We start from the raw sequence: 19,640 nt of genomic DNA, 5'->3' as shown, positions 1-19,640 counted from the left end.
AATGGTTGCGCATCCTGGCAATCTCCTTCATCGTTTACGGCTGGTGGATGGTCTCCGTCCAGGCTTTCAATGGCGCTGGCGATACGATGACGCCCACTTATATCAATCTGGTCTTCTTCTGGCTGATACAGATTCCGCTGGGCTACTTCCTCGGGGTTCGCCTGCGCTGGGATCATTCGGGAGTTTTTTGGGCAGCCTTTGCGTCGGAGACCTCAGTCGGACTGTTTACGCTCTGGCTTTTCAAGTTAGGACGCTGGAAACGCGCGCAAGTGTAAGAATGAATGATTGTGGCGCCGGCCCGACGACGCCGGAGCCATGTGGCGCTTGCCATTTCAATCACCTGCTGCAGCGCAGTTGGTCGCGCGGCCTACTGCGACAAACGGCCGGCCGCCGCTTTCTCATTGCTTGATTCCAGCGGACAGCAACGAACTTTGCAAAGTTTTCACGGCGCCCCGTTGCTGCTGGGCTTTGCCTACGCCAGTTGCCGCGGGCAGTGCCCGGCGCTGTGGGCGGAGCTGAACCAGCAGCTACGCGCCGCCCGCCAACGGGGAGAATCGCTTTTTGCGCTGCTGATTACGCTCAATCCGGAACGCGACACGCCGGCGGCGCTACAGTCCGTGGAGACCGGACTGGACCCCCATCTTCGTTTTCTGCGCGGCGAACGATCGGCCGTAGAACGTGCGGCGATGGACTATCATGTCTGGCACCAGAAAAACCCGCTGCGGCTGCGCGAGCCCGGCTACCAATTCGAGCATACCTCTACAATTACGCTGATCGACGATCAGGGCTACATCCGCTGCGCCTACCCGGATCCTGGCGCCCTGCGCCGACAATTACCCGACGACCTGCAACGGATCAAGGACCACGACAATGACTGACTTTTTCAACGGCCTGCGCGAAAAAGCAATTTCACCGCAGATCCAGGACCTCTGGCGCCTGGAGATGGTCAAGTTCGATCGATTCATGCTGGCCCTGCTGTTCCTGCACGCCCCCTTTGCGCTCTTTGCCGCGCCTTACGGTTATGGAACGTGGCTGTATGGCGTCATTGGCGCTTCCCTTGCCTGTCTGGTCGGAACGCTGGCCTATCTCTTTGCGCGAGGGACATTGCTCAGCCGATTCATCATGGCCAACATGCTGGCCGTGTATTCGGCCACCTTTATTCTGCAGCAATTTGGCCGCATTGAAATGCACTTTCATGTCTTCGGCTCGATTGCCTTTCTGGCAATCTACCGCGACTGGCGCGTGCTGCTGGCCCCGGCGCCGCTTGTGGTTCTGTACCACACCGCCCTGAACTACTGTCAGGTCTATGGCATAACATTTCTGGGATTTCCGCTGGTCGTATTCAACTACGGCGCCGGCCTGGATATCGTCTTACTGCACGCCTTCTTTGTCGTATTTGAGACCAGCGTACTGATCTACTACGCGCTGCAGTTTCGAAACCAATTCGTCCAGCAGCTGGAGTACTCAATCGAGCTTCGTTCACGCGGGGCGCGGACGGCGGCGCAGGCCGGCGAGATCGGGCAATCGATTGTGCGCTCCTCGGACGAGATCTTGAGCGCATCGCAGACGGTGTCGACGGTGGCGCATGATCAATCTGCTTGCATCGAAGAAATCTCGGCAAGTTTTGAGGAAATCGGCGCCGGCATGGACAGCCTATCGGCCATCGCGCGCAAGCAAAAGGGCGAATTGGCCAGTATTCAGGATCGCCACGGCGTTCTGCTCGATTCCGGACGGCACTTGAATCTGGAAATGACAGCGGCTTCTCAGCTGGCGGCGATCGCCCAGGAGCATGCACAGCGCGCAGGCTCGGCGCTGGACCTGATCATTGGATCAATGGAGGCGATTGACGCCAATTCTCGCAAAGTGCGCACCATAGTCTCCGTCATCAATGAAATTGCCGATCGCGTCAATCTGCTCAGCCTGAACGCGTCGATCGAAGCGGCGCGCGCCGGCGAATACGGACGCGGCTTTTCCGTAGTCGCCCAGGAAATTGCGCGACTCGCGGAGCGGACGGCAAGCAGCGTCGACGAAATCAATTCCCTGATCGATCACAACAGCGTCGAGGTCCAGGGCGGTCGCAAGAGCGTATCAGCAGGCGTCGAAGTGATCCGCGCGCTGGTGGACAAGATCAACGCCGTGGCCGATCGGCTGGGCAGCATTGGCCGCTCGATGGATTCCCAGATCCAGGCCTACGCCAACAGCCTGGGCGAAATTGGCAGCATGACCGACGAGGTGCGCGGCACCCTGTCCTCGCTGTCGGAACAGGCGGCGACCGTACGACATATCGCCGAGGCCGTCCAGACCCTGGCCGACATGTCACAGAGGCTGGTCGCCGCGTCGCTGCAAATGCGCAATATCATGGACGGCAACCGAGAACAGGCGGCGGAGCTGTCCAACGCCGTTCAGTTGCTGGCCGGCGGCGCCTGAAAGGCCGGCAGCCGCCTCCCCCGATCTCAAATCGCCCCCCGGCCCAGATTCCGGGCCGCCGGCGCTTAGCGCTTGACCTGATTTTATTTAAAATATTTAGTGACTTTTTGGTAACATGTCAGATGACGAGCTCCATCGGGTCTTCCGGGCCCTGGCTGACGCCAGCCGTCGGCGCATCCTTGACCTGCTTCGAGATGCGCCGGGTCTGAGCGTGGGCGAGGTGGCCGAACAGTTTGCCTTCAGTCGCTTCGCGGTGATGAAACATCTGCGATTGCTGGAAGAGGCCAATCTGTTGCAGACCCGTAAGGAAGGACGCTACAACCGACTGTATCTGAATTCCATTCCAATTCAGATGATTCAGGACCGCTGGATCACGCGCTACAGTCGCCACTGGTCGCGTTCGCTGACTCGATTGAAATACTCGCTGGAGGAAAAGAATATGAACGTTGCTGTGCGACAGGTCTATACCGTCTACATTCGCACTACCGAGCAGGCCCTGTGGGATGCGCTGGTACAGGCGGAGCTTACGCCGGAGTGGTTTGGCGGCATGAGCCTGCGCTTTGAGCCGCGCGTCGGCGCCGAGCTGCACTACACGCGGGTAAGCGAAGATGGCCAGCCGGTGAATCTGGTGGGCGGCCGGGTGATAGAATTTCAGCCGCCAAAACGAATCAGTTATAGCTTCAAACTGCTTTGCGAACCGGCGGCCGCCGCCGATCGCGAATCGCGCGTAAGCTATGAACTGGAATCACAGGGCGAGCTGATGAAGCTGACTGTGATCCACGACGACTTTGACGCTGAGACCGCAACCTTTCAGGGTACATCGCAAGGATGGCCGCGTTTCCTCAGCAATTTGAAAACGTGGCTGGAAACCGGCCGCGCATTGCAGTTTCCCACAGAGGGATAAGGAGCAAGAGATGATCGACACAGGAAAAAAGAATCTGATAGCCGGAATTGTAGCCATGTTGCTGGCCATGTTTGGCGGCCTGGCCCTGGCCTTTACCTTTGACGCATTTGCCGTGCGCGGCAACGACCACGTACTTTCGCTGGTACGTTTCTATTTGCGCGAAGGCCATTCGCACGGCATGCCGCTGGCCATTTTCAATATGCTGATTGCGCTGTGGGTGGACCGCGTCGAGCTTTCCCGGACGCTCAAGCAAGTGGTCTCGTGGTCGGCGATTTGTTCGCTGATCCTGCCGCTGGCTCTGGCCATGAAAGGCGCAGCCGGAGCGCCGTCCGATTTTCCGCCGCTTGGACTGCCAGGCGTGCTTGGTTTGGCCCTTGCACTGTCGTTGATGCTGGCCGGCGCCATTCGCATGAAGCGCGGTTGAGGCGCGATTCACGGACTTCGGCCTTCAATAAAGTTCAAGGCCGAAGCGCCGCAGCACAAGGGCAAGCAGCAGGAAGCAAACGATCGTCAATAGAGCGCCGCCGGCAAGGGCCCCCCAGAATCCAAGGCGCGATGCCAGAGTTGGAAAGGCCAAGAACATCGGCAGCGTTGGCAGCACGTACCAAAAAGTATAGTAGGCGTGGTTCTGGATTTTCCCGGCGCTTTGTTTTTCAAAGTGCAGCCAGAGCAGCGTCAGAACTGTGACCAGGGGAAGCGATGCAATCAAGGCCCCGGCCCGGTCCGAGCGGCGCGCAACTTCCGATACGACGACCACGATCGCCGCCGTACTCAGATACTTAACAGCCAGATAGAAGCTCATTGTCACCGGGCAAGCGAAGCCTGCAGGCGCCATTTTCCGCCTCGACAGGGGGCGTGCCAGACGCTTTTTGGCCAAATGCGCGAAGCATTCAAGCTGGAATCGACGGCCGGAACCGGATACTTCTACGTCTTCTCCAAGAACAAGAAGAAGCAACAAGGCAAGCTGGAAGTCAAAAAATACGACCCCCGCGCCCGTAAGCACGCCCTCTTTGTAGAAAAGAAACTCAGCAAGTAAGGCTAAAGCGCGGCCTTGCTCTGCCCTGCAAAAGTCAATCTGGGCCTTGAGGTGCGCCATCGGCGCGCCAGCGACGGCTATCACTACATCAACAGCATCTTTCTACCGATCTCCTTTGGCGATGAGCTCTTGATCGAAGAGGCCGCCGAAGACCGCTTTGTCAGCATCAACGAATTGCCGCCTCCTTATGATGCCGATTATTCCGCCGTCAGCAGCGGCGCCGGAATGGAACGCAACCTGGTCTGGCAAACGCTGCAGGCCACGGCGACAATGGAGCGTCCGCGACTGGAAGTCCGCCTGAGGAAACGCTGTCCTACCGGCGCCGGCCTTGGCGGCGGCAGCGCCGACGCCGGAGCGCTCTTGCGCTTGCTTGCAGCGCAATTTGGGCTTCCCATCGATGCCCTGCGCAGCGTGGCCGGCGAACTGGGCGCAGATGTCCCCTTCTTTCTGGACCCCCGGCCGGCGGAAGTAAGCGGAATAGGAGACATAATCAAGCCGTTGGTTGTGGGACCGGGCCACGGAGTGTTGATCTACAGCGGCGCTCCGTCGCCGACCGCCGCCGCGTATGCCGCTCTCAAAAGAGCTTTACGGCCAGACCCTCCTCCCGAATCGTTGTCAGCGTTGACTGCAAGCGTGCGCGCATCGCTGGCACAGTCTGATTGGTCCGCATTGAGCGAACTCAAGAACGACTTTGAAGCGGCCGTATTTGCTATGCGACCTGATCTGGAGCGGCTCAAGGCCGCTCTTTTTGATTGTGGGGCCGCATACGCATCGCTCAGCGGTTCGGGCGCCGCGCTCTTTGGCCTGGCGACTGACGCCGCGGAGTGCAATACAATGCTCACTCGCCTGCAATCACAACTGCCGGAGGCGTTCCTTCGTTCCTTCCAGATTCTGGGGGCGACGGATGAGCGGACCGGGCGGCGCTAGCGCCGCAAAACCAGAATTGGGACGTCGCCAAGCGGTAAGGCAGCTGGTTTTGGTCCAGCCATACGGAGGTTCGAATCCTCCCGTCCCAGCAGATATTGTAAGACTGCAACTAATGAATCAGGTCGAACAATTACCCGCCGCTGTGGTGCTGGCTGCCGGCAAGGGTACGCGGATGCGCTCCGAACATCCCAAGGTGGCCGCTGTGCTTGGCGGTCGAGCGCTGATCAATCACGTCATCAGCAATCTGGCGGCAGCAGGCGTAGGCCGCCAGGTAATCATTGTCGGTTATCGCCAGGAAGAAGTCCGCGCCCTCGCCAAGTTGAATGCCGGCCTGCAGCTGGATTTTGCGGTGCAGGCCGAGCAGCATGGCACCGGCCATGCCTTTCTCTGCGCTCGCGAAGCGCTGCAGACCTTTCAGGGTCCAACGCTCTGCACGGCCGGCGACATGCCGATGATCCGGCCGCAAAGCTTTCAGGCCCTGCTTGATTTTCATCGCCGCGAGGGCAACGCCGTGAGCGCGCTTTCCGCACAGCTGGATAACCCCGCTGGCTACGGACGAATCGTTCGCGATAGCAAGGGCGCATTGTTGAGAAACGTTGAAGAAAAGGATGCCAGCGAGGAAATTCGCCGCATTCGCGAAGTGAACACTGGCGTTTATGTTTTCAATGCGCCCGCGATCTTTGATCTGATCCAACAAATCGGCAAAAGCAATGCACAAAACGAGTATTACCTTCCGGACGCCATTGCCGTGGCGCGCCAGCAGGGTCAGAAAGTCGGGGCATTGCAACTGGAAGACAGCTCCGAGGCCCAGGGCGTGAATTCGCCAGAGGAGCTGGCCGCGCTGGAAAGCAGGCTGGCCGCCCGCGCTGGATGACGGAGAGCAAGACGACGATGGCCTACGAAATGCTGATTTTTTCAGGCGCCGCCAACCAACCGCTGGCGGAAGAGATCTGCGCCTACCTTTCGATTCCGCTGGGTCGCGCCGTGGTGCGCCGCTTTTCCGACGGCGAAATCTCGGTGAAACTGGACGAAAACGTCCGCGGCCGCGATGTCTTTCTGATTCAACCGACCTCGGCGCCGGCCAACGATCATGTAATGGAACTGCTGCTGATGATCGACGCCCTGCGGCGCGCCTCCGCCGCTCGCATCACTCCGGTCATTCCTTACTACGGCTACGGTCGTCAGGACCGCAAGAGCGAGCCGCGCGTGCCGATATCGGCGCGAGTGGTGGCGGACCTGATCGAGAAGATGGCGCCGCACCGCTTGCTGTGTATGGACCTGCACGCTGACCAGATCCAGGGTTTCTTTCGCGTTCCAGTCGATCACCTTTACGCAGCGCCCGTGTTTGTAAATTATCTGAAGGAAAAACAGCTCAGCGATGCGGTAGTTGTTTCGCCGGACTCCGGCGGCGTTGAACGTGCGCGCTTCCTGGCCCGTCAGATCAACGCCGGCCTGGCGATCATTGATAAGCGGCGGCCGCGCGCCAATGTCGCCGAAGTGATGAACGTGATCGGCGACGTGAAGGATCGCACCTGTATTCTCTACGACGACATGATCGACACGGCGGGGACGATTGCCAAGGCCGCTGCTGCGCTGAAGGAAAACGGAGCGCGCTCCGTCATCGCCTGTGCTACGCATGCGGTGCTCAGCGGACCGGCGCTGGAACGCTTGCGCGACTCGGCGCTGGACGAGGTCGTCTTGACCAATTCCATCCAGCTGCCTGCGGAGCGGCGTATCGATAAGATAACCACGCTATCCGTGGCCAGACTGGTCGGCGAAGCAATCCGGCGCATCCACAACGAGGAATCAGTGAGTTCGCTCTTTCTATAGAAGAGCAATTTTGCAGTCGCAGAGAGACCGAAGTTCTTATATATTTGGGAGTATAGAGATGAGCCACTACAATCTGAACGCCGAAGTCCGCAAAGAATTCGGCAAAAACGAGGCCGGCAGGCTTCGTCGCGAGGGTCTGATCCCCTGCAATCTGCTGGATGGCGGCAAGAGTACGCTCTTGAGCATCAACGATCGCGAATTCTCGCGCTTGATCCAGAGCGGATTGCGTCAGAGTTCGCTGATCGAACTCAACGCCAACGGCCAGAAGGAACGCGTCATCGTAAAGGAAATCCAGCGCGATCCGGTCAGCAATCAAATCCTGCACATCGACTTTTTGAAAGTAGTCAATGGCAAAAAGGTTCTGCTGACGGTGGCCGTCGAACTGACCGGCCAGTCCAAGGGCGTGAAGGCCGGCGGAGCGCTGGAACAGTACATCAACAAGATCAAGGTGCGCGCCACGCCGGAAACTTTTGTCGATGTCATCACGGTCGATGTCACCGAGCTGGATGTCGCTCAGTCCGTGCACCTCCGCGATCTGGGCGCGCCGTCCAGCTGGGAGTTGCTGCTGGAAGGCAATCCGATTGTGGTCAAGGTTGCACAGGGTCGCACGGCAACGGCGGATTCGCCGGAAGCCGGAGCGGCGGCAAAGAGCTGAGGCTCAGGATCGATCCCCGTTGCGCCTGGTGCGGCGCGGGGATGAGTGCGGGGCCTGGCGCCCCGCCCGGCCGCCGGCCCCTGAATTTCAGGGGGGCAGGTTGCCGAAACTTGATAGCGGGGCGGGCCCTATGAAACTTATCATCGGACTCGGCAATCCAGGAGAGAAGTTCGTCAACTACCGGGCGAATATCGGCTTCAAAATCCTGGATGTAATTGCCAACAACAACAACATCGACATCCGAACCAAGAAGAAGAAGTCGCTGATTGGACGCGGAGACTTTGAGGGCGAGGAAGTCGTTCTGCTCAAGCCGCAAACTTTCTCCGAATTGTCCGGCGAAGCGGCGCTGTACATTGCATCCTTTCTGCGGATCAAACCCGACGATATCATCGTAATCCTCGACGACTTCAGTTTGAACCTTGGCCGTCTGGTCGTGGAAAAGGGCGGCGAGGACTACGCCCACCCGGCCGTCGAAAATCTGCGCATCAATCTGAAATCTCCGGAGTTCATCCGCGTGCGCGTGGGCATTCAGGGCCCGGCGACAAATGGCACCGTGCGAACCAAGTACGTAATGCAGGAGTTTGAGCCGCTGGAAAATCTTCAGCTGATCACAATCATCAACGACGCCGAGGCGGCCATCCGCTCCATCACACACGGCGAGATTGAAGAAGTGGTGGAGAAGTTTAAGTTCTAGAAATGGGCGATGGCGACAACGCCGGCCGCCGGCGTCGCTGCGTATACTCCGCTTTGCTGTAAGATTCCGCTCGCGGTCTGTACGCGGTAAGCCAGCAGCGTCCCATCGGTAGCGTTAGCCACATAGACCAGCCGGTCGCTTTCATCGATGGCGATGCGAATGGGACCTGCTCCTGCCGCGCCCGATCCGGCGGCTATATTGCCGTTGGACTGCAGGCTTTGATCGACGGCAGATATTGCGTACTGGTAAACCAGACCGTCCATGGAATCGCTGACCAGCGCAAATCGGCCGGAATGAGCGGGAAAAACATCGGAGGACTGACTGCCGGCGGACGCCGTCCCTACAAGCGCCATGGTCGGCGCGGCAGTATCTACGACGCCAGTGTATGCGCCAGAGCTATCGGCCATGTAGAGCACAGGTCGGCTATGATGAAAGCGCAGCGTGTTGCGAACCGCAAGCGAAAACTCCAGCGTTGCCAGCGACGATGCGCGGCCCGAAGCAGCATCAATTGGAAATGAATCGACTTGATTCGAGCCATGATCGGCGGTAACCAGCAATGCGCCGCTGGAATCAATTGCCAGGCGATGCGAATCGATTCCAACTACTTCCGTCGGCAGAACGGCCTGCAATTCGCCGCTGGCTTCATTCACAACAAAGCTGATTACCTCGCCGGCGCTGATTGTCAATGCGTAGAGGCGCCGTCCATCGGGACTGAGAATGATGTCCTCAAGGCCAGTATCGGCTACAATTGTGCTGAGCAGGCTCAGAGCGCCGGTGCTGCGGTCGATGCGATAGCTCTCAATTTGACCGCTTCCCTGAATCGCCAGAAATAGCAGGCCGCCGGATGGATGTATGGCAATGGCACGATAACTGTCGCCGGTAGCGGCAACGACTTTTCTTGAAGTTAGCGAGCCGCTTGCTGCATCGACGGCGTAGGCTACTACCTCCGTCGGAGTCGTAATCCCGGCAACGTAGACGTAACGCGGCAAACGTTGCGCGTAGACCGCCAGGAAAGCCAGCGGACTGCAGGCCCCGTCGGTGGGGCGACACTCGTATTCTACGCACTGCGCCCCACAAAGTAGCGATACCAGAGCTGCAAGTAACCTGGACCGGGCCGGGAACATTCGTCTTAGAGAGTGCATGATTCCAGCCAGCTGTCAATGGGCCATTATTCCCCACTCCCCCGCTGGGAAGCCTGGAAATTGCAACGAAGCTCTTGCCAGGCTGCTCCCCCCGTCGCTCCAAAATACTACCGATACTATGACGGGTAAACCGTTGCATGTTGTTATGAAAACATGACGGTGGCCGAGTTCAAGGCCAAGTTCTCCGAGGTCCTGGCATCGATTCAGAAGGGCGAGGAAGTAGCCGTCTGCTACGGTAAGTCGCGACGTTCAAGCTGCGTGCGGATTTCAAGATGACCGATCAAGAGATGCTCGGATGACCTACGTCGTCGATACGCATACGCTACTGTGGGCATTATTTAAGCCGGATGCACTGTCCCAAGGCGTCAAAGAGATCATTGGGGACAGAGCAATCGGCGTCTACGTATCAGCAGCAACTTTCTGGGAAATCTCTCTGAAATACGCACTGGGCAAGTTGGAGTTGAAAGGCGCCGAGCCGGAGGACATTCCGGAAGCCGCAAACAAATCCGGATTCGAGATCCTGGGCCTCGATGCTGATGTGCTGAGTTCCTACCACCGTCTGGTGAAGACAAAACACCGCGATCCATTTGATCGAATGATCATCTGGCATTGTATCTAGGACAGGCGCCGTCTGTTGTCCAGAGATCAGGAGATGAAGCGGTACGAACGAGCGGGTCTGCGCCAGCTCTGGTAGTTCTTGTCGTCGGTGCTGTCCGGCGCCGGCCTCAAATGGAATCAATGTATCAGTAAACAACCAGCTCCAGCGCAGTCGCCGAAGGCGCGGCCAACTGTTGGATCGCGGGGCCAATACTGCCGTCGCCCGTATAGAGCGCCCGCGACTCGACCAGCGATGCTGTGCCCGAGGCGGTATAGAGCATGCCTCGTTCGCTGAGTAGAACCAGCGCCTGTGGATTGGTTGGCACGGCCGTCGAATCCTGTTGCGCACCGATGGTTCCATTTTGTGAATTGCGTGCGCAGCGATAGAGCAGATTGTCGCCGCGGTCCAGAAAATAGATCCAGGCGCCGTCCGCGGAGATCTTCATGTCCGAGACGTCGGAGTGCGTATAAGTAAATGCGCCTTGATCAGTCAGATTACCTGTTTGCGCATCGCGCGCCAGCAGACCAACGCTGATGAATGTGGAATTGAGCGCGTAAAGATAGGATTCGTCAGGCGAAAGCAGCAGCAAACTGGTATCGCTGCCCAGGGTCCAATCTGGCAAAACCTGGGTCAAAAGTCCGCTACTGGCATCCACCCGGAAGTGGCGTACGCTGGCCGCATCGTATTGCGATAGATACAGATCACGGCCGCTTGAATCCAGAAGCACGCCATAGGGACCCAGGTCTGTGGCAACCTGGGCAATGCGTTGTGCTGCGCCGCCCTCCACCCTGAACACGTCCAGAGTATTGCTCACGCTCTCCGCTACGTAAAGGAAGCGATCATCCGGCGAAAAGCGCAGTGCAAAGGATGTTGATCCTAAATCGAAGCTGTAGCCTAAGCTCATCGCTCCCCGCAATGGGTCCAGAGCGATCAAGTGCAGTGTCTGGCCCGCAACGGCGGCAACGAGGCCCCCGCCCTTGCTTGCCGCCATGGCCGAGGGCGTTGCGTTCAAGCTGAGGCTGCCGGCCAGACTTAAGGCGCCGCTGGCGTCGAATGCAAACTGTAGAATCGAATTGGAGGCGGCCACATACAGGAATCGAGGGCGCGGCTGCCAGACCAGCAAAGCTGTTAGCGGATTGCATCCTGCGTCGGTCAGACGGCAATCGGCGCGCTGGCATTGCAATTGCGGCAGAGCTGCAATGGTCGCCAGCAGCCCAAGCAGCAAAGTCCTGATCCCATTCATCGGCACTACACGCTGGACTATTTCCACATGCCTGTCAAGGGGCCATAATTCCCCACTCCCCCGCCAGGAAGCCTTGAAATTGCAACGAAGCTCTTGCGAAGAGGACGGTCCAGCCAATCCTTGCCAGCACAGTGCCGCAGCTCTGACCCATGCGCCGCCTTGCTTCGACTCTTCTGCCATTCATTGCCCTTGCGGCCTTCGTCCTGAAATGTGAGGCAGCGTCGCGGCCGTTGCCAAAAGACCAGGCGCCGTTGCTGCAACTTGACGCAGCGCCCTCTGAGGCTCTGCCGCTGGAGCCCTACTTGATTGAGCTTCCCTCCAGCGTCCAACTGCTTGGCTTTGATCAACTGTTTGCCAGTTATAGCAATGGCAATGGTCGTCGCCTCACTGAAGCGATGCTGCATCGCGGTTTCAGCTCACGACATTTTTACTTTGCATTGCCCTACGCCAGCAGCGATGCCAGCGGCGATACCTGCCTGGCAGCCCTCGCCCAGCGGCTCAGTCATATCGACGTGCAGCAGCGCGACGGGGCGCAGATTCTGAGCGAATCCCATGGCGGCGCCCTGGCCAGGGCTGGCGACGATCTGCACATTCGTCCTCACGCCTTTCGTCTTCTGCCTGCAACCCGGGGACTGGCCTTGTTGCATATCTCCAGTCAGTCGCCGATCAAGCCGCACCTTCGCTTGAGCTCCTGTCGACAGCTGGTGGAACGAGACCGCGGCGAGCTGTATTTCGGCGGACTCTTCCTCGGGGCGCAATGGATCATGGCGCTATACAATCTCTTTCTCTTCTTTTCCGTTCGCGACCGCAGCTACCTCTACTACGCCGCCTATGCTGCATTTTTTGTTTTGCTGCAAATGACCATTGGCGGATTTCTACTGGAGTTTGGATTGCAGCAGCATCCGGGCCTTGAACTGGCGCTGCCTGGACCGCTGACCCTCTTGATGCTGGCGGCGCTCTGGAAATTCAGCGCCAGCTTCCTGCCCCTGCATTCGACAGGGTCGCGCCTGGCGGCCCTGTTTCAATACGGCGCAGCGGCGCTGGTTGTGCTGGCCCCGCTGGCAGCATTGCTTGGTCCGCGCAATGCCAATGCACTTGGCGCGGCGATGCTGCTGCCAGGTTCAATGCTTGCTCTGATTGCCGGCGCGCTGGCGCTGCGACGCGGCTATCGCGCTGGACGCTTCTTCGTTCTGGCCTTTGCGACGACGCTGTCCTATATGACGCTGTTTGGAATTACGCGCGTTGTCACAGTCAGCTCGTCCTTGTTCTTTACTGACTTCGTCCTTTATAGCGGCATGCCGGCGGCCTGCACGATCGAAATCCTGCTGCTTTCCTTTGCCCTGGGCGATCGCTACCGTCAGATGGAGCTGCGGCGTCAGCATGAAAAAGCCGAGTTTCAGCGCCAGCTGCAACAGGAGCGCGACAGCATCAATCGCGAGCTGCATGATGTGATCGGTTCCGATCTTTCGCTGATGTTACGCGAAGCCGCCGCCAGCCCGGAGCAACGCTCGCAACGTTTGCACCGACAGATTGCCCGCGCCTTGCGCCGGCTTCGCGACCTGGTGCATCTCAACGCCGCCGAGGCCGATCTTCCGCAAAAGCTTCCGTCCGAAATGGAGCAACGGCTGGCCGAATTGAAAGAGGCCGCCGGCATCGAAACACGGTCCCAAATTGCGCCCGTTGCCCTCGAGTTGCGCCAGGCTTTTCATCTGCAGCGTATCTTTTATGAAGCCATTGCCAACGTACTGCGCCACGCAGAAGCCAGCCGCGTCGGCGTTCTACTGGGGGCCGATAGCCGCGGACGACCGTATCTTCAGATTGCAGACAACGGTCGCGGATTTGCTCCGGACGCGCGCGCCGGGGCCGGACTGGCGCATTTGCGCGAGCGCGCCGCCCAGCTGGGGGCCCGGCTGCGTATCTGGAGCCGGCGCGAGCGGGGCGTCTTGCTGCACATCAGGCTGCCGGCAATGCGACCTGGGGAAAAATTCCCGATTGTAGACGGCCCGCACAAGAGTTAGGATGCGTCATGGCAGCCGAGCAGAGCACAGCGGCCCGCAGTGTGCGCCGTAAGATCCGCGTCGCCATCGCTGAAGACGATCAGCAAATGAGCGAGGCGGTCAGCGCCGAGATCCAGGCAAGCGAGGATTTGCTGCTTGGTCCCGTTTACTCCAGCGCCCAGCAGTGCATGGCGGACAGCGATGTCCTCCAATGCGACGTATTGCTGCTGGATTTTGAACTGCCAGACGGCAATGCTCTGGAAGTGATTCGTCAGCTTCGTCAGCGCAGCTCCAATCGACGACCGCGAATTCTGATCTTCACTGCCTTCGAGCACGAAGAACGACTGCTCTTTGCCCTGGAAGCCGGCGCCGATGGCTATCTGCTGAAAGATACGCCGCTTGATTTGCTGCTGGCTGAAATCCAGAGCGTCCATCTGGGCGCCAGTCCCATTGCGCCGCGCCTGGCCCGCGCCGTACTGGCCCGCTTCATGGGCGCCGGCGCAGCCGCTGGCGAAAGTCCGCTGACCGCCGCTGAAACTCGCGTCCTCAAGCTTCTGGCCCTTGGAATGACCTACGCCGAGGCCGCTCGAAAACTGGGAATATCGACGCACACCCTGAAAAATCACGTCGAGCGCATCTACCGCAAGCTGGAAGTTCGCGCGCGCTCCGCTGCCATCGAGAAGGGCCGCCAACTTGGCATCGTCGTCTGAGCCCTGAGCCGCCGGCTTTCAAATTGGGCTCTTAGCATTGACGGGACGGGGAAAGGCGCCTACATTGCCTGCACGCGCCTCTCCGGCGCCGAGGTTTGATGAATCGTAGTCTGAAATACCTGCTCTTTGCCGTGCTCGTTCTGCTGGTCGTTATGTACGTGATGACGCATCATCCCGAGCAAAGCAACAAACCGGTAAACCTGAGCTACTCGCAGTTCCGGCAGATGCTGAGCCCTGAGGGTCGCGAAAGCTTCGGCGAAATTTTATCGCTCCCGGAATCGGAAAGCAACCCGACAGAAACCTCGCTGACGCTGCAGATCAAGCCGCAGCAGATCAGCGGCTACTATTTGCCGCACAATCTGCGTCGCGAACCGGATGATACCCCGGCCAAGCTGCGCGTGAAGTCGCGCCCCTTTGCAGTCGATCTGATCCCTGGCTCGCTTCCGGATGACCTGACGCGCGCCCTCGATACGAACGGCATTGCTTATAAGTTCGTGAACGAAGAAGACGGCGGCTTTTTCAGCATGGTGGCGCCCTACCTGCCCGTGGCGCTGCTGTTCATTGTATTCTGGCTCTTCATGATGCGCCAGTTGCAAAGCACAGGCAACCGCGCCCTGGCCTTTGGCAAAAGTAAAGCGCGCCTTACTTCCGATGACAAAAACAAAGTAACCTTCATCGATGTAGCGGGCTGCGACGAAGCCAAAGTGGAGCTGGTAGAAGTGGTCGACTTCTTGAAAGATCCGCGGAAGTTTCAGGCGATTGGCGCCCGCATTCCCAAGGGCGTACTGCTGGTGGGCCCGCCGGGCACCGGCAAGACGCTGCTGGCCAAGGCCGTTGCCGGCGAGGCTGGCGTTCCCTTCTACACAATTTCCGGATCCGATTTTGTGGAAATGTTCGTTGGCGTTGGCGCCTCGCGCGTGCGCGATCTTTTTGAGCAGGCCAAGAAGAATGCGCCCTGCATTGTCTTCATCGATGAGATCGACGCGGTCGGTCGTTTGCGCGGCGCCGGATTGGGCGGCGGGCACGACGAGCGCGAACAAACTCTAAACCAGATGCTGGTGGAGATGGATGGCTTTGAGGAAAACGAGGGCGTCATTGTCATGGCCGCCACCAACCGTCCCGATGTTCTCGATCCGGCTTTGCTCCGTCCGGGCCGCTTTGATCGCCAGGTCGTCGTCGATGTGCCGGATGTGAAAGGTCGCGAAGCCATTCTCAAGATCCACGCTCGCAAGATTCCGCTCACTTCGGATGTGGTGCTGGCACAGATCGCCCGCGGCACGCCTGGCTTCACCGGCGCCGATCTAGCCAACCTGATCAATGAGGGCGCACTGCTGGCGGCGCGGCGCAACAAGCGACGCGTTACTATGGATGAGCTCGAAGAAGCCAAAGACAAAGTGATGATGGGGCCGGAGCGCAAGTCGCTGATGCTTACGCCCAAGGAAAAAGAGGTTACCGCCTACCACGAAGGCGGCCATGCCCTGCTGGGCACGCTGCTGCCCTACTCCGATCCGGTGCACAAGGTAACGATCATTCCTCGCGGACGGGCGCTCGGATTGACGCACTATCTGCCGGAAGAGGATCGGCACTTCTATCCCAGCAAGTACTGGGAGGATCGCATCTGCATGGCGATGGGCGGCTTTCTGGCCGAGGAGCTGGTGTTTGGCGATACCTCAACCGGCGCCTCCAATGATATCCAGCAGGCCACGCGCATTGCCCGTCGCATGGTCTGCGAATGGGGCATGTCTGATCGACTGGGCACAATATCCTACACCGATGAGAACAACAATGTATTCCTGGGCAGAGAACTGGCCCATTCCCGGCACTACAGCGATGATACCGCTGCGGCAATTGACGAGGAAGTAAAACGCATTGTCACCCAGCAGCTGGAACGCGGACGCCACATGTTGCGCGACAATCGCGAAAAGCTGGAACGCATCGCCAAGACCCTGCTCAGTCAGGAAAGCATGAACGGCGAGGAGCTGAACGCAATCATCCATCCGTCGGCGCCTGGCGATGCGCCGCAGACGGCCGCGCCGGGCGGAGACCATGGCGGCATCGGCCCGGCCCCAACGCCGGCGCCAGCGCTGTAATTCTCCACGCTGCAGCCGAACCGGCGACGGCGTTGGCGCGCTGGCTGCGGATGAAGGCAGGGCGCCGGGCGGCCGATAATTGTCAGGAAGCTGAAAAGGCAGCCTGTTAGATCGATGCTATGAGCGCCGGCGATGCCATCCTGCACCCCTTTGGCGACGATCCCGACGAGGCTCGCCAGCAACGGCGCCAGGCGCTGCTGGAGCGCACCGAGGAGTCGCGCGGCGCGGAGGGCGGCGAACTTACTTCGCGCGAACTCAAGGACCACAGCAATTTCCGAAAATCGGCGGAGCTTGCACTGCGACCGCACTGGAGCGTCGCCGACCTGCTGCGACAGCGCTTCTTCTCGCCCATCCTGCCGCCGGAGATCCAGGAAGGCATTGCGCCCACCGCCGACCGACTCAACCAGGCGCTTGACCGTTTGCAGAAATCCTTTCGCATCTACGTCGAGACTGCTGCCAGCGAAAGCCTGGAGCGAGAAGCGGAACGACTGGAGCGCCGCTACTTTCGCGATCTTGGCCAGCGCAATCAAATCGAATACGTAAAGCTTCGACGCTACTACGAGAAGATTCGTACGTTCAACGAGACGGCCAAGCGCGAGTGGCGCGAAATCCAGAAGGTCCTCGATACGCTGCTGGTATTGAAAGATACGCGTTCGATGGCGGCCGAACTGGAGCGCGAATTTGTGCGCGGCGTACACAAGCTGGTGCGTCAGACAGAATCTTTTCTGGATGATCTCAAGCTCTACCTGGAAGTAAGCAGCGAATCAATCGATCGCATCACCGGCAGCGCCAAGATCGCCTGCGAATTCAATCCAGAGAAGCGCTATACCATCGCCGCCCTGCTGGGCGACGCACCGGGAGAGACCGAGCAAGTTGCACAGCAGCCCGCCGCCGTTGAGGAACAGCGCAACGTCAATGCCAGCGAATCATCGATCGCTCAATTCATCGTGCTGGAAACTCGCGAGCATAAGCTCAATCGGGCAAGCATCATCGCCACTCCGCTTCTGGGAAGCCGCGACTGGAACCGAAGTCCGGACTATATTCTCGAAATTCCTATTCGTTACTTCGATGAATGCGTGACGCAATTTCGCAGCGCTTACCATGTTAATATGAGCCCGGACAAATTGCTGCACATGCCGCTGCCCACGGCAGCCGCCATTGTGCGCAAGGGAGTCGGCGAAATGATGCTCGGCGAATACCACGAAATGATCGTCGATATCATCAACAACGCCGCTATTATGTGCCTGGTGGACGATTTCCCAGGGGTGGACCGGCCGGATGTGTTTCTCTATCATTGCGGCCCGCGCGTGCTGGATCGCATCCTTGTTGCCGAATTGAAACAAAGCGGTCTGGGCGAAATCTTTTATCTGGACGACAACAACAACTCGATTCGCGAATACCCGCAAGAGCTGCTCCAGAAAATACTGATTGATTGGTGGAATGATCGCTTTCGCAAACTGTCGGGCGAGGAAGTGGACTCCTACCTGAGTTATTCACGGCAATTGGAGATGGTTAGACGCGAGTATCGTGCGCTGCATGAAGAAGGGGTAGCCTTGCGCAAAAAGGAACAGCCGGGGTCCAGCTATCTGGGCGTCGAAAAATGGCTGCGCGAAAATCGCACGCGGGTCTTTGGCCTGCGCAAACTGGAAATCTTCCGTCGCTTTGTCACAGCCTCCGTCCTTGAGTCTTAAGGGACGGGCCCCCAGGCAGAAAACGACTTGCCCGGGCGGCGCCAGAAGGCGAAATTGACTCCAGAATCAATGGCAGGTCGGCGTTGTCCGGCAAGCGAAGCCAGGGTGCAAAATGCTCTGGCTTTTTTCCGGATCATTTCGTGTATATACACGCAATTGTGCCGACGCCCCACGAGGTCCGTAGATGAAAGCCCTGGCGCGCGCTATCCCCTTTACTGAAGAACACAACAGCTATCGCGATATGGCGGCCGACTTCTTTGACCGCGAAGTCGCCCCGCACCACGCCCAATGGGAGCAGGATCGAATCGTACCGCGCGAAATCTGGAGCAAGGCCGGCAAACTTGGTCTGCTTTGCCCCAGCTTTCCGGAGAAGTACGGCGGCGCCGGCGTCGACTTCTACTACAACGCCATCGTAATTGAGGAAGGCGCGCGCGTCGGCAACAGCGGATTCTTTCACAGCCTGCATGGCGACGTCATCGCCCCTTATGTTCTGCACTATGCCAATGATGAGCAAAAGCAGCGCTGGCTGCCGGGGATCATCGATGGCAGCAAGATTCTGGCCATTGCCATGACTGAACCCAACACCGGCTCAGACCTGGCTGCTGTGCAAACTACCGCCATCGATAAGGGCGATCACTACGTTCTCAACGGACAGAAGACCTTTATTTCCAACGGCTACCTCTCGGACCTGGTGATCACCGTCGCCAAGACCAACCCGGACAAGGGCATCCACGGCATATCATTGCTTATGGTAGAACGCGACATGAAGGGCTTTGAGCGCGGCCGCAAGCTGGACAAAATTGGCCTGCATGCTCAGGATACGTCGGAGCTCTACTTCAATGACGTGGTCGTTCCCAAAGAGAACCTGCTGGGCAAGGCCGGATATGGCTTTCGCTACCTGATGTCGGAGCTGGCTCAGGAACGCCTGGTGCTGGCGCTGTCCAACATGCGCGGTGCGGAGGCGGTGCTTGATGAGACGCTCAAGTACGTGAAACAACGCCAGGCCTTTGGCAAGAGCATTGGCAAGTTCCAGCACATTCGTTTCAAACTTGCCGACATCGCCACCGAGCAAGCGGCTGGTCGCTCTTTTCTGGATCAAGTCCTGATGGCGCACGTCAACGGTCAGAGCAATGCTGTGGTGGCATCGCAGGCCAAGCTGCTCTGTTCAGAGATGCTGAAGCGTCATGTGGATGAGTGTCTGCAGTTCTTTGGCGGCTACGGCTTTATGATGGAGTATCCGATTGCGCGCGCCTACATCGACGCCCGCGTACAGACGATCTATGCCGGAACCTCGGAGATCATGCGCGAGATCATCGCCGGCGGCGGTCTGGGACTCTGAGCGAAGCGCTGGCGGCGCTGCTTCAAACGGCAGCGGAGCAATGTCTGGCGCTGGCCGCGGAGGCGGCGCAAGCTGGCGAGACTCCCATCGGCGCCGTCAGTCTGATCGCCTCGCCTGAAGAACTGCGCATCGTCGCCGCCGAGCGGAACCGGATTATCGAACGTCGCGATCCCACTGCGCATGCCGAACTGCTGGCCATTCAGGCCGCAGCCCAGGCAATCGGCAACGAGCGACTGGGCGAAGTGAGCCTGGTCGCCAGCCTGGAACCCTGCCTGATGTGTTCCGGCGCCATTGTCCATGCCAGACTGCGCGCCGTGTACTTCCTGGCGCCGGCGGAAAAGGGGCCGGGACTGCGTC

20 protein-coding genes and 1 tRNA gene are annotated in these 19,640 nt (G+C 59.0%); 18 read left to right on the top strand and 3 right to left on the bottom strand.

The features are described 5' to 3' along the window. From K1X75_17755 to K1X75_17735, 5 genes are all read left to right on the top strand, one after another. Positions 1-275 (top strand): MATE family efflux transporter (locus K1X75_17755; protein ID MBX7059911.1); only part of this gene is annotated, 275 nt, incomplete at its 5' end. Between the two features lie 42 nt (positions 276-317). Next, the gene (locus K1X75_17750; protein ID MBX7059910.1) at positions 318-878 is read left to right on the top strand and encodes an SCO family protein; all 561 of its coding nucleotides are present in this window, start codon (positions 318-320) and stop codon (positions 876-878) included. Further along, a complete protein-coding gene (locus tag K1X75_17745) occupies positions 871-2,427 on the top strand; it encodes a hypothetical protein (protein MBX7059909.1) in 1,557 nt (518 codons plus the stop codon). Before K1X75_17750 ends, K1X75_17745 begins: the two co-directional genes overlap by 8 nt. A gap of 115 nt (positions 2,428-2,542) precedes the next feature. Then, a complete protein-coding gene (locus K1X75_17740; GenBank protein MBX7059908.1) occupies positions 2,543-3,331 on the top strand; it encodes a metalloregulator ArsR/SmtB family transcription factor in 789 nt (262 codons plus the stop codon). Positions 3,332-3,341: 10 nt separating this feature from the next. Continuing rightward, the gene (locus K1X75_17735; protein ID MBX7059907.1) at positions 3,342-3,755 is read left to right on the top strand and encodes a hypothetical protein; all 414 of its coding nucleotides are present in this window, start codon (positions 3,342-3,344) and stop codon (positions 3,753-3,755) included. Positions 3,756-3,779: 24 nt separating this feature from the next. Here K1X75_17735 and K1X75_17730 read toward each other — a convergent pair whose 3' ends face one another. Next, a complete protein-coding gene (locus K1X75_17730) occupies positions 3,780-4,133 on the bottom strand; it encodes a DUF3147 family protein (protein MBX7059906.1) in 354 nt (117 codons plus the stop codon). A 75-nt stretch (positions 4,134-4,208) separates the two neighbouring features. On the opposite strand from K1X75_17730, the gene rpmG reads away from it, so the two are divergent. The 7 genes from rpmG to pth all read left to right on the top strand — a co-directional run bounded on the left by rpmG (position 4,209) and on the right by pth (position 8,473). Then, positions 4,209-4,367 (top strand): 50S ribosomal protein L33, encoded by a 159-nt coding sequence (gene rpmG, locus K1X75_17725; protein MBX7059905.1) that lies wholly within the window; start codon positions 4,209-4,211, stop codon positions 4,365-4,367. Between the two features lie 15 nt (positions 4,368-4,382). Further along, a complete protein-coding gene (locus K1X75_17720; GenBank protein MBX7059904.1) occupies positions 4,383-5,294 on the top strand; it encodes a hypothetical protein in 912 nt (303 codons plus the stop codon). A gap of 17 nt (positions 5,295-5,311) precedes the next feature. Further along, positions 5,312-5,383, top strand: a tRNA-Gln gene (locus K1X75_17715). A 23-nt stretch (positions 5,384-5,406) separates the two neighbouring features. After that, positions 5,407-6,168 carry an NTP transferase domain-containing protein gene (locus K1X75_17710; protein MBX7059903.1) on the top strand — a complete coding sequence of 254 codons (762 nt, stop codon included), beginning with the start codon at positions 5,407-5,409 and terminating at the stop codon, positions 6,166-6,168. 17 nt (positions 6,169-6,185) lie between these two features. Further along, positions 6,186-7,124: a ribose-phosphate pyrophosphokinase gene (locus K1X75_17705; GenBank protein ID MBX7059902.1), complete on the top strand. Its 939-nt coding sequence runs from the start codon at positions 6,186-6,188 to the stop codon at positions 7,122-7,124. A gap of 58 nt (positions 7,125-7,182) precedes the next feature. Then, positions 7,183-7,779: a 50S ribosomal protein L25 gene (locus K1X75_17700; GenBank protein MBX7059901.1), complete on the top strand. Its 597-nt coding sequence runs from the start codon at positions 7,183-7,185 to the stop codon at positions 7,777-7,779. Between the two features lie 130 nt (positions 7,780-7,909). Next, the gene (pth, locus tag K1X75_17695) at positions 7,910-8,473 is read left to right on the top strand and encodes an aminoacyl-tRNA hydrolase (protein ID MBX7059900.1); all 564 of its coding nucleotides are present in this window, start codon (positions 7,910-7,912) and stop codon (positions 8,471-8,473) included. Here the strand turns inward: pth and K1X75_17690 are convergent. Continuing rightward, on the bottom strand, positions 8,470-9,615 hold the full coding sequence (locus K1X75_17690; protein ID MBX7059899.1) for a lactonase family protein: 1,146 nt from the start codon (positions 9,613-9,615) through the stop codon (positions 8,470-8,472). The genes pth and K1X75_17690 overlap by 4 nt on opposite strands. A gap of 295 nt (positions 9,616-9,910) precedes the next feature. Between K1X75_17690 and K1X75_17685 the strand changes: the two genes are divergently transcribed. Beyond that, on the top strand, positions 9,911-10,234 hold the full coding sequence (locus K1X75_17685) for a type II toxin-antitoxin system VapC family toxin (protein ID MBX7059898.1): 324 nt from the start codon (positions 9,911-9,913) through the stop codon (positions 10,232-10,234). A gap of 124 nt (positions 10,235-10,358) precedes the next feature. On the opposite strand, the gene K1X75_17680 is transcribed toward K1X75_17685, so the two are convergent. Next, complete coding sequence (locus K1X75_17680) at positions 10,359-11,456, bottom strand: lactonase family protein (protein MBX7059897.1); 1,098 nt, start codon at positions 11,454-11,456, stop codon at positions 10,359-10,361. A 230-nt stretch (positions 11,457-11,686) separates the two neighbouring features. Between K1X75_17680 and K1X75_17675 the strand changes: the two genes are divergently transcribed. The 5 genes from K1X75_17675 to K1X75_17655 all read left to right on the top strand — a co-directional run bounded on the left by K1X75_17675 (position 11,687) and on the right by K1X75_17655 (position 19,283). Continuing rightward, positions 11,687-13,474 (top strand): hypothetical protein, encoded by a 1,788-nt coding sequence (locus tag K1X75_17675; GenBank protein MBX7059896.1) that lies wholly within the window; start codon positions 11,687-11,689, stop codon positions 13,472-13,474. Between the two features lie 8 nt (positions 13,475-13,482). Next, complete coding sequence (locus K1X75_17670; GenBank protein MBX7059895.1) at positions 13,483-14,163, top strand: response regulator transcription factor; 681 nt, start codon at positions 13,483-13,485, stop codon at positions 14,161-14,163. Between the two features lie 98 nt (positions 14,164-14,261). Then, positions 14,262-16,253, top strand: a complete 1,992-nt coding sequence (ftsH, locus tag K1X75_17665) for an ATP-dependent zinc metalloprotease FtsH (GenBank protein MBX7059894.1) — start codon at positions 14,262-14,264, stop codon at positions 16,251-16,253. 119 nt (positions 16,254-16,372) lie between these two features. Next, a complete protein-coding gene (locus K1X75_17660; protein MBX7059893.1) occupies positions 16,373-17,944 on the top strand; it encodes a hypothetical protein in 1,572 nt (523 codons plus the stop codon). A 193-nt stretch (positions 17,945-18,137) separates the two neighbouring features. Continuing rightward, a complete protein-coding gene (locus K1X75_17655) occupies positions 18,138-19,283 on the top strand; it encodes an acyl-CoA dehydrogenase family protein (GenBank protein ID MBX7059892.1) in 1,146 nt (381 codons plus the stop codon). The last annotated feature ends 357 nt before the right edge of the window (positions 19,284-19,640 follow it).

It is taken from the genome of Leptospirales bacterium (genome assembly GCA_019694655.1).
Classification (GTDB): domain Bacteria; phylum Spirochaetota; class Leptospiria; order Leptospirales; family Leptonemataceae; genus SSF53.
Note: the sequence above shows the minus strand (reverse complement) of the source record. Positions and strands in the feature narration are given on the sequence as shown.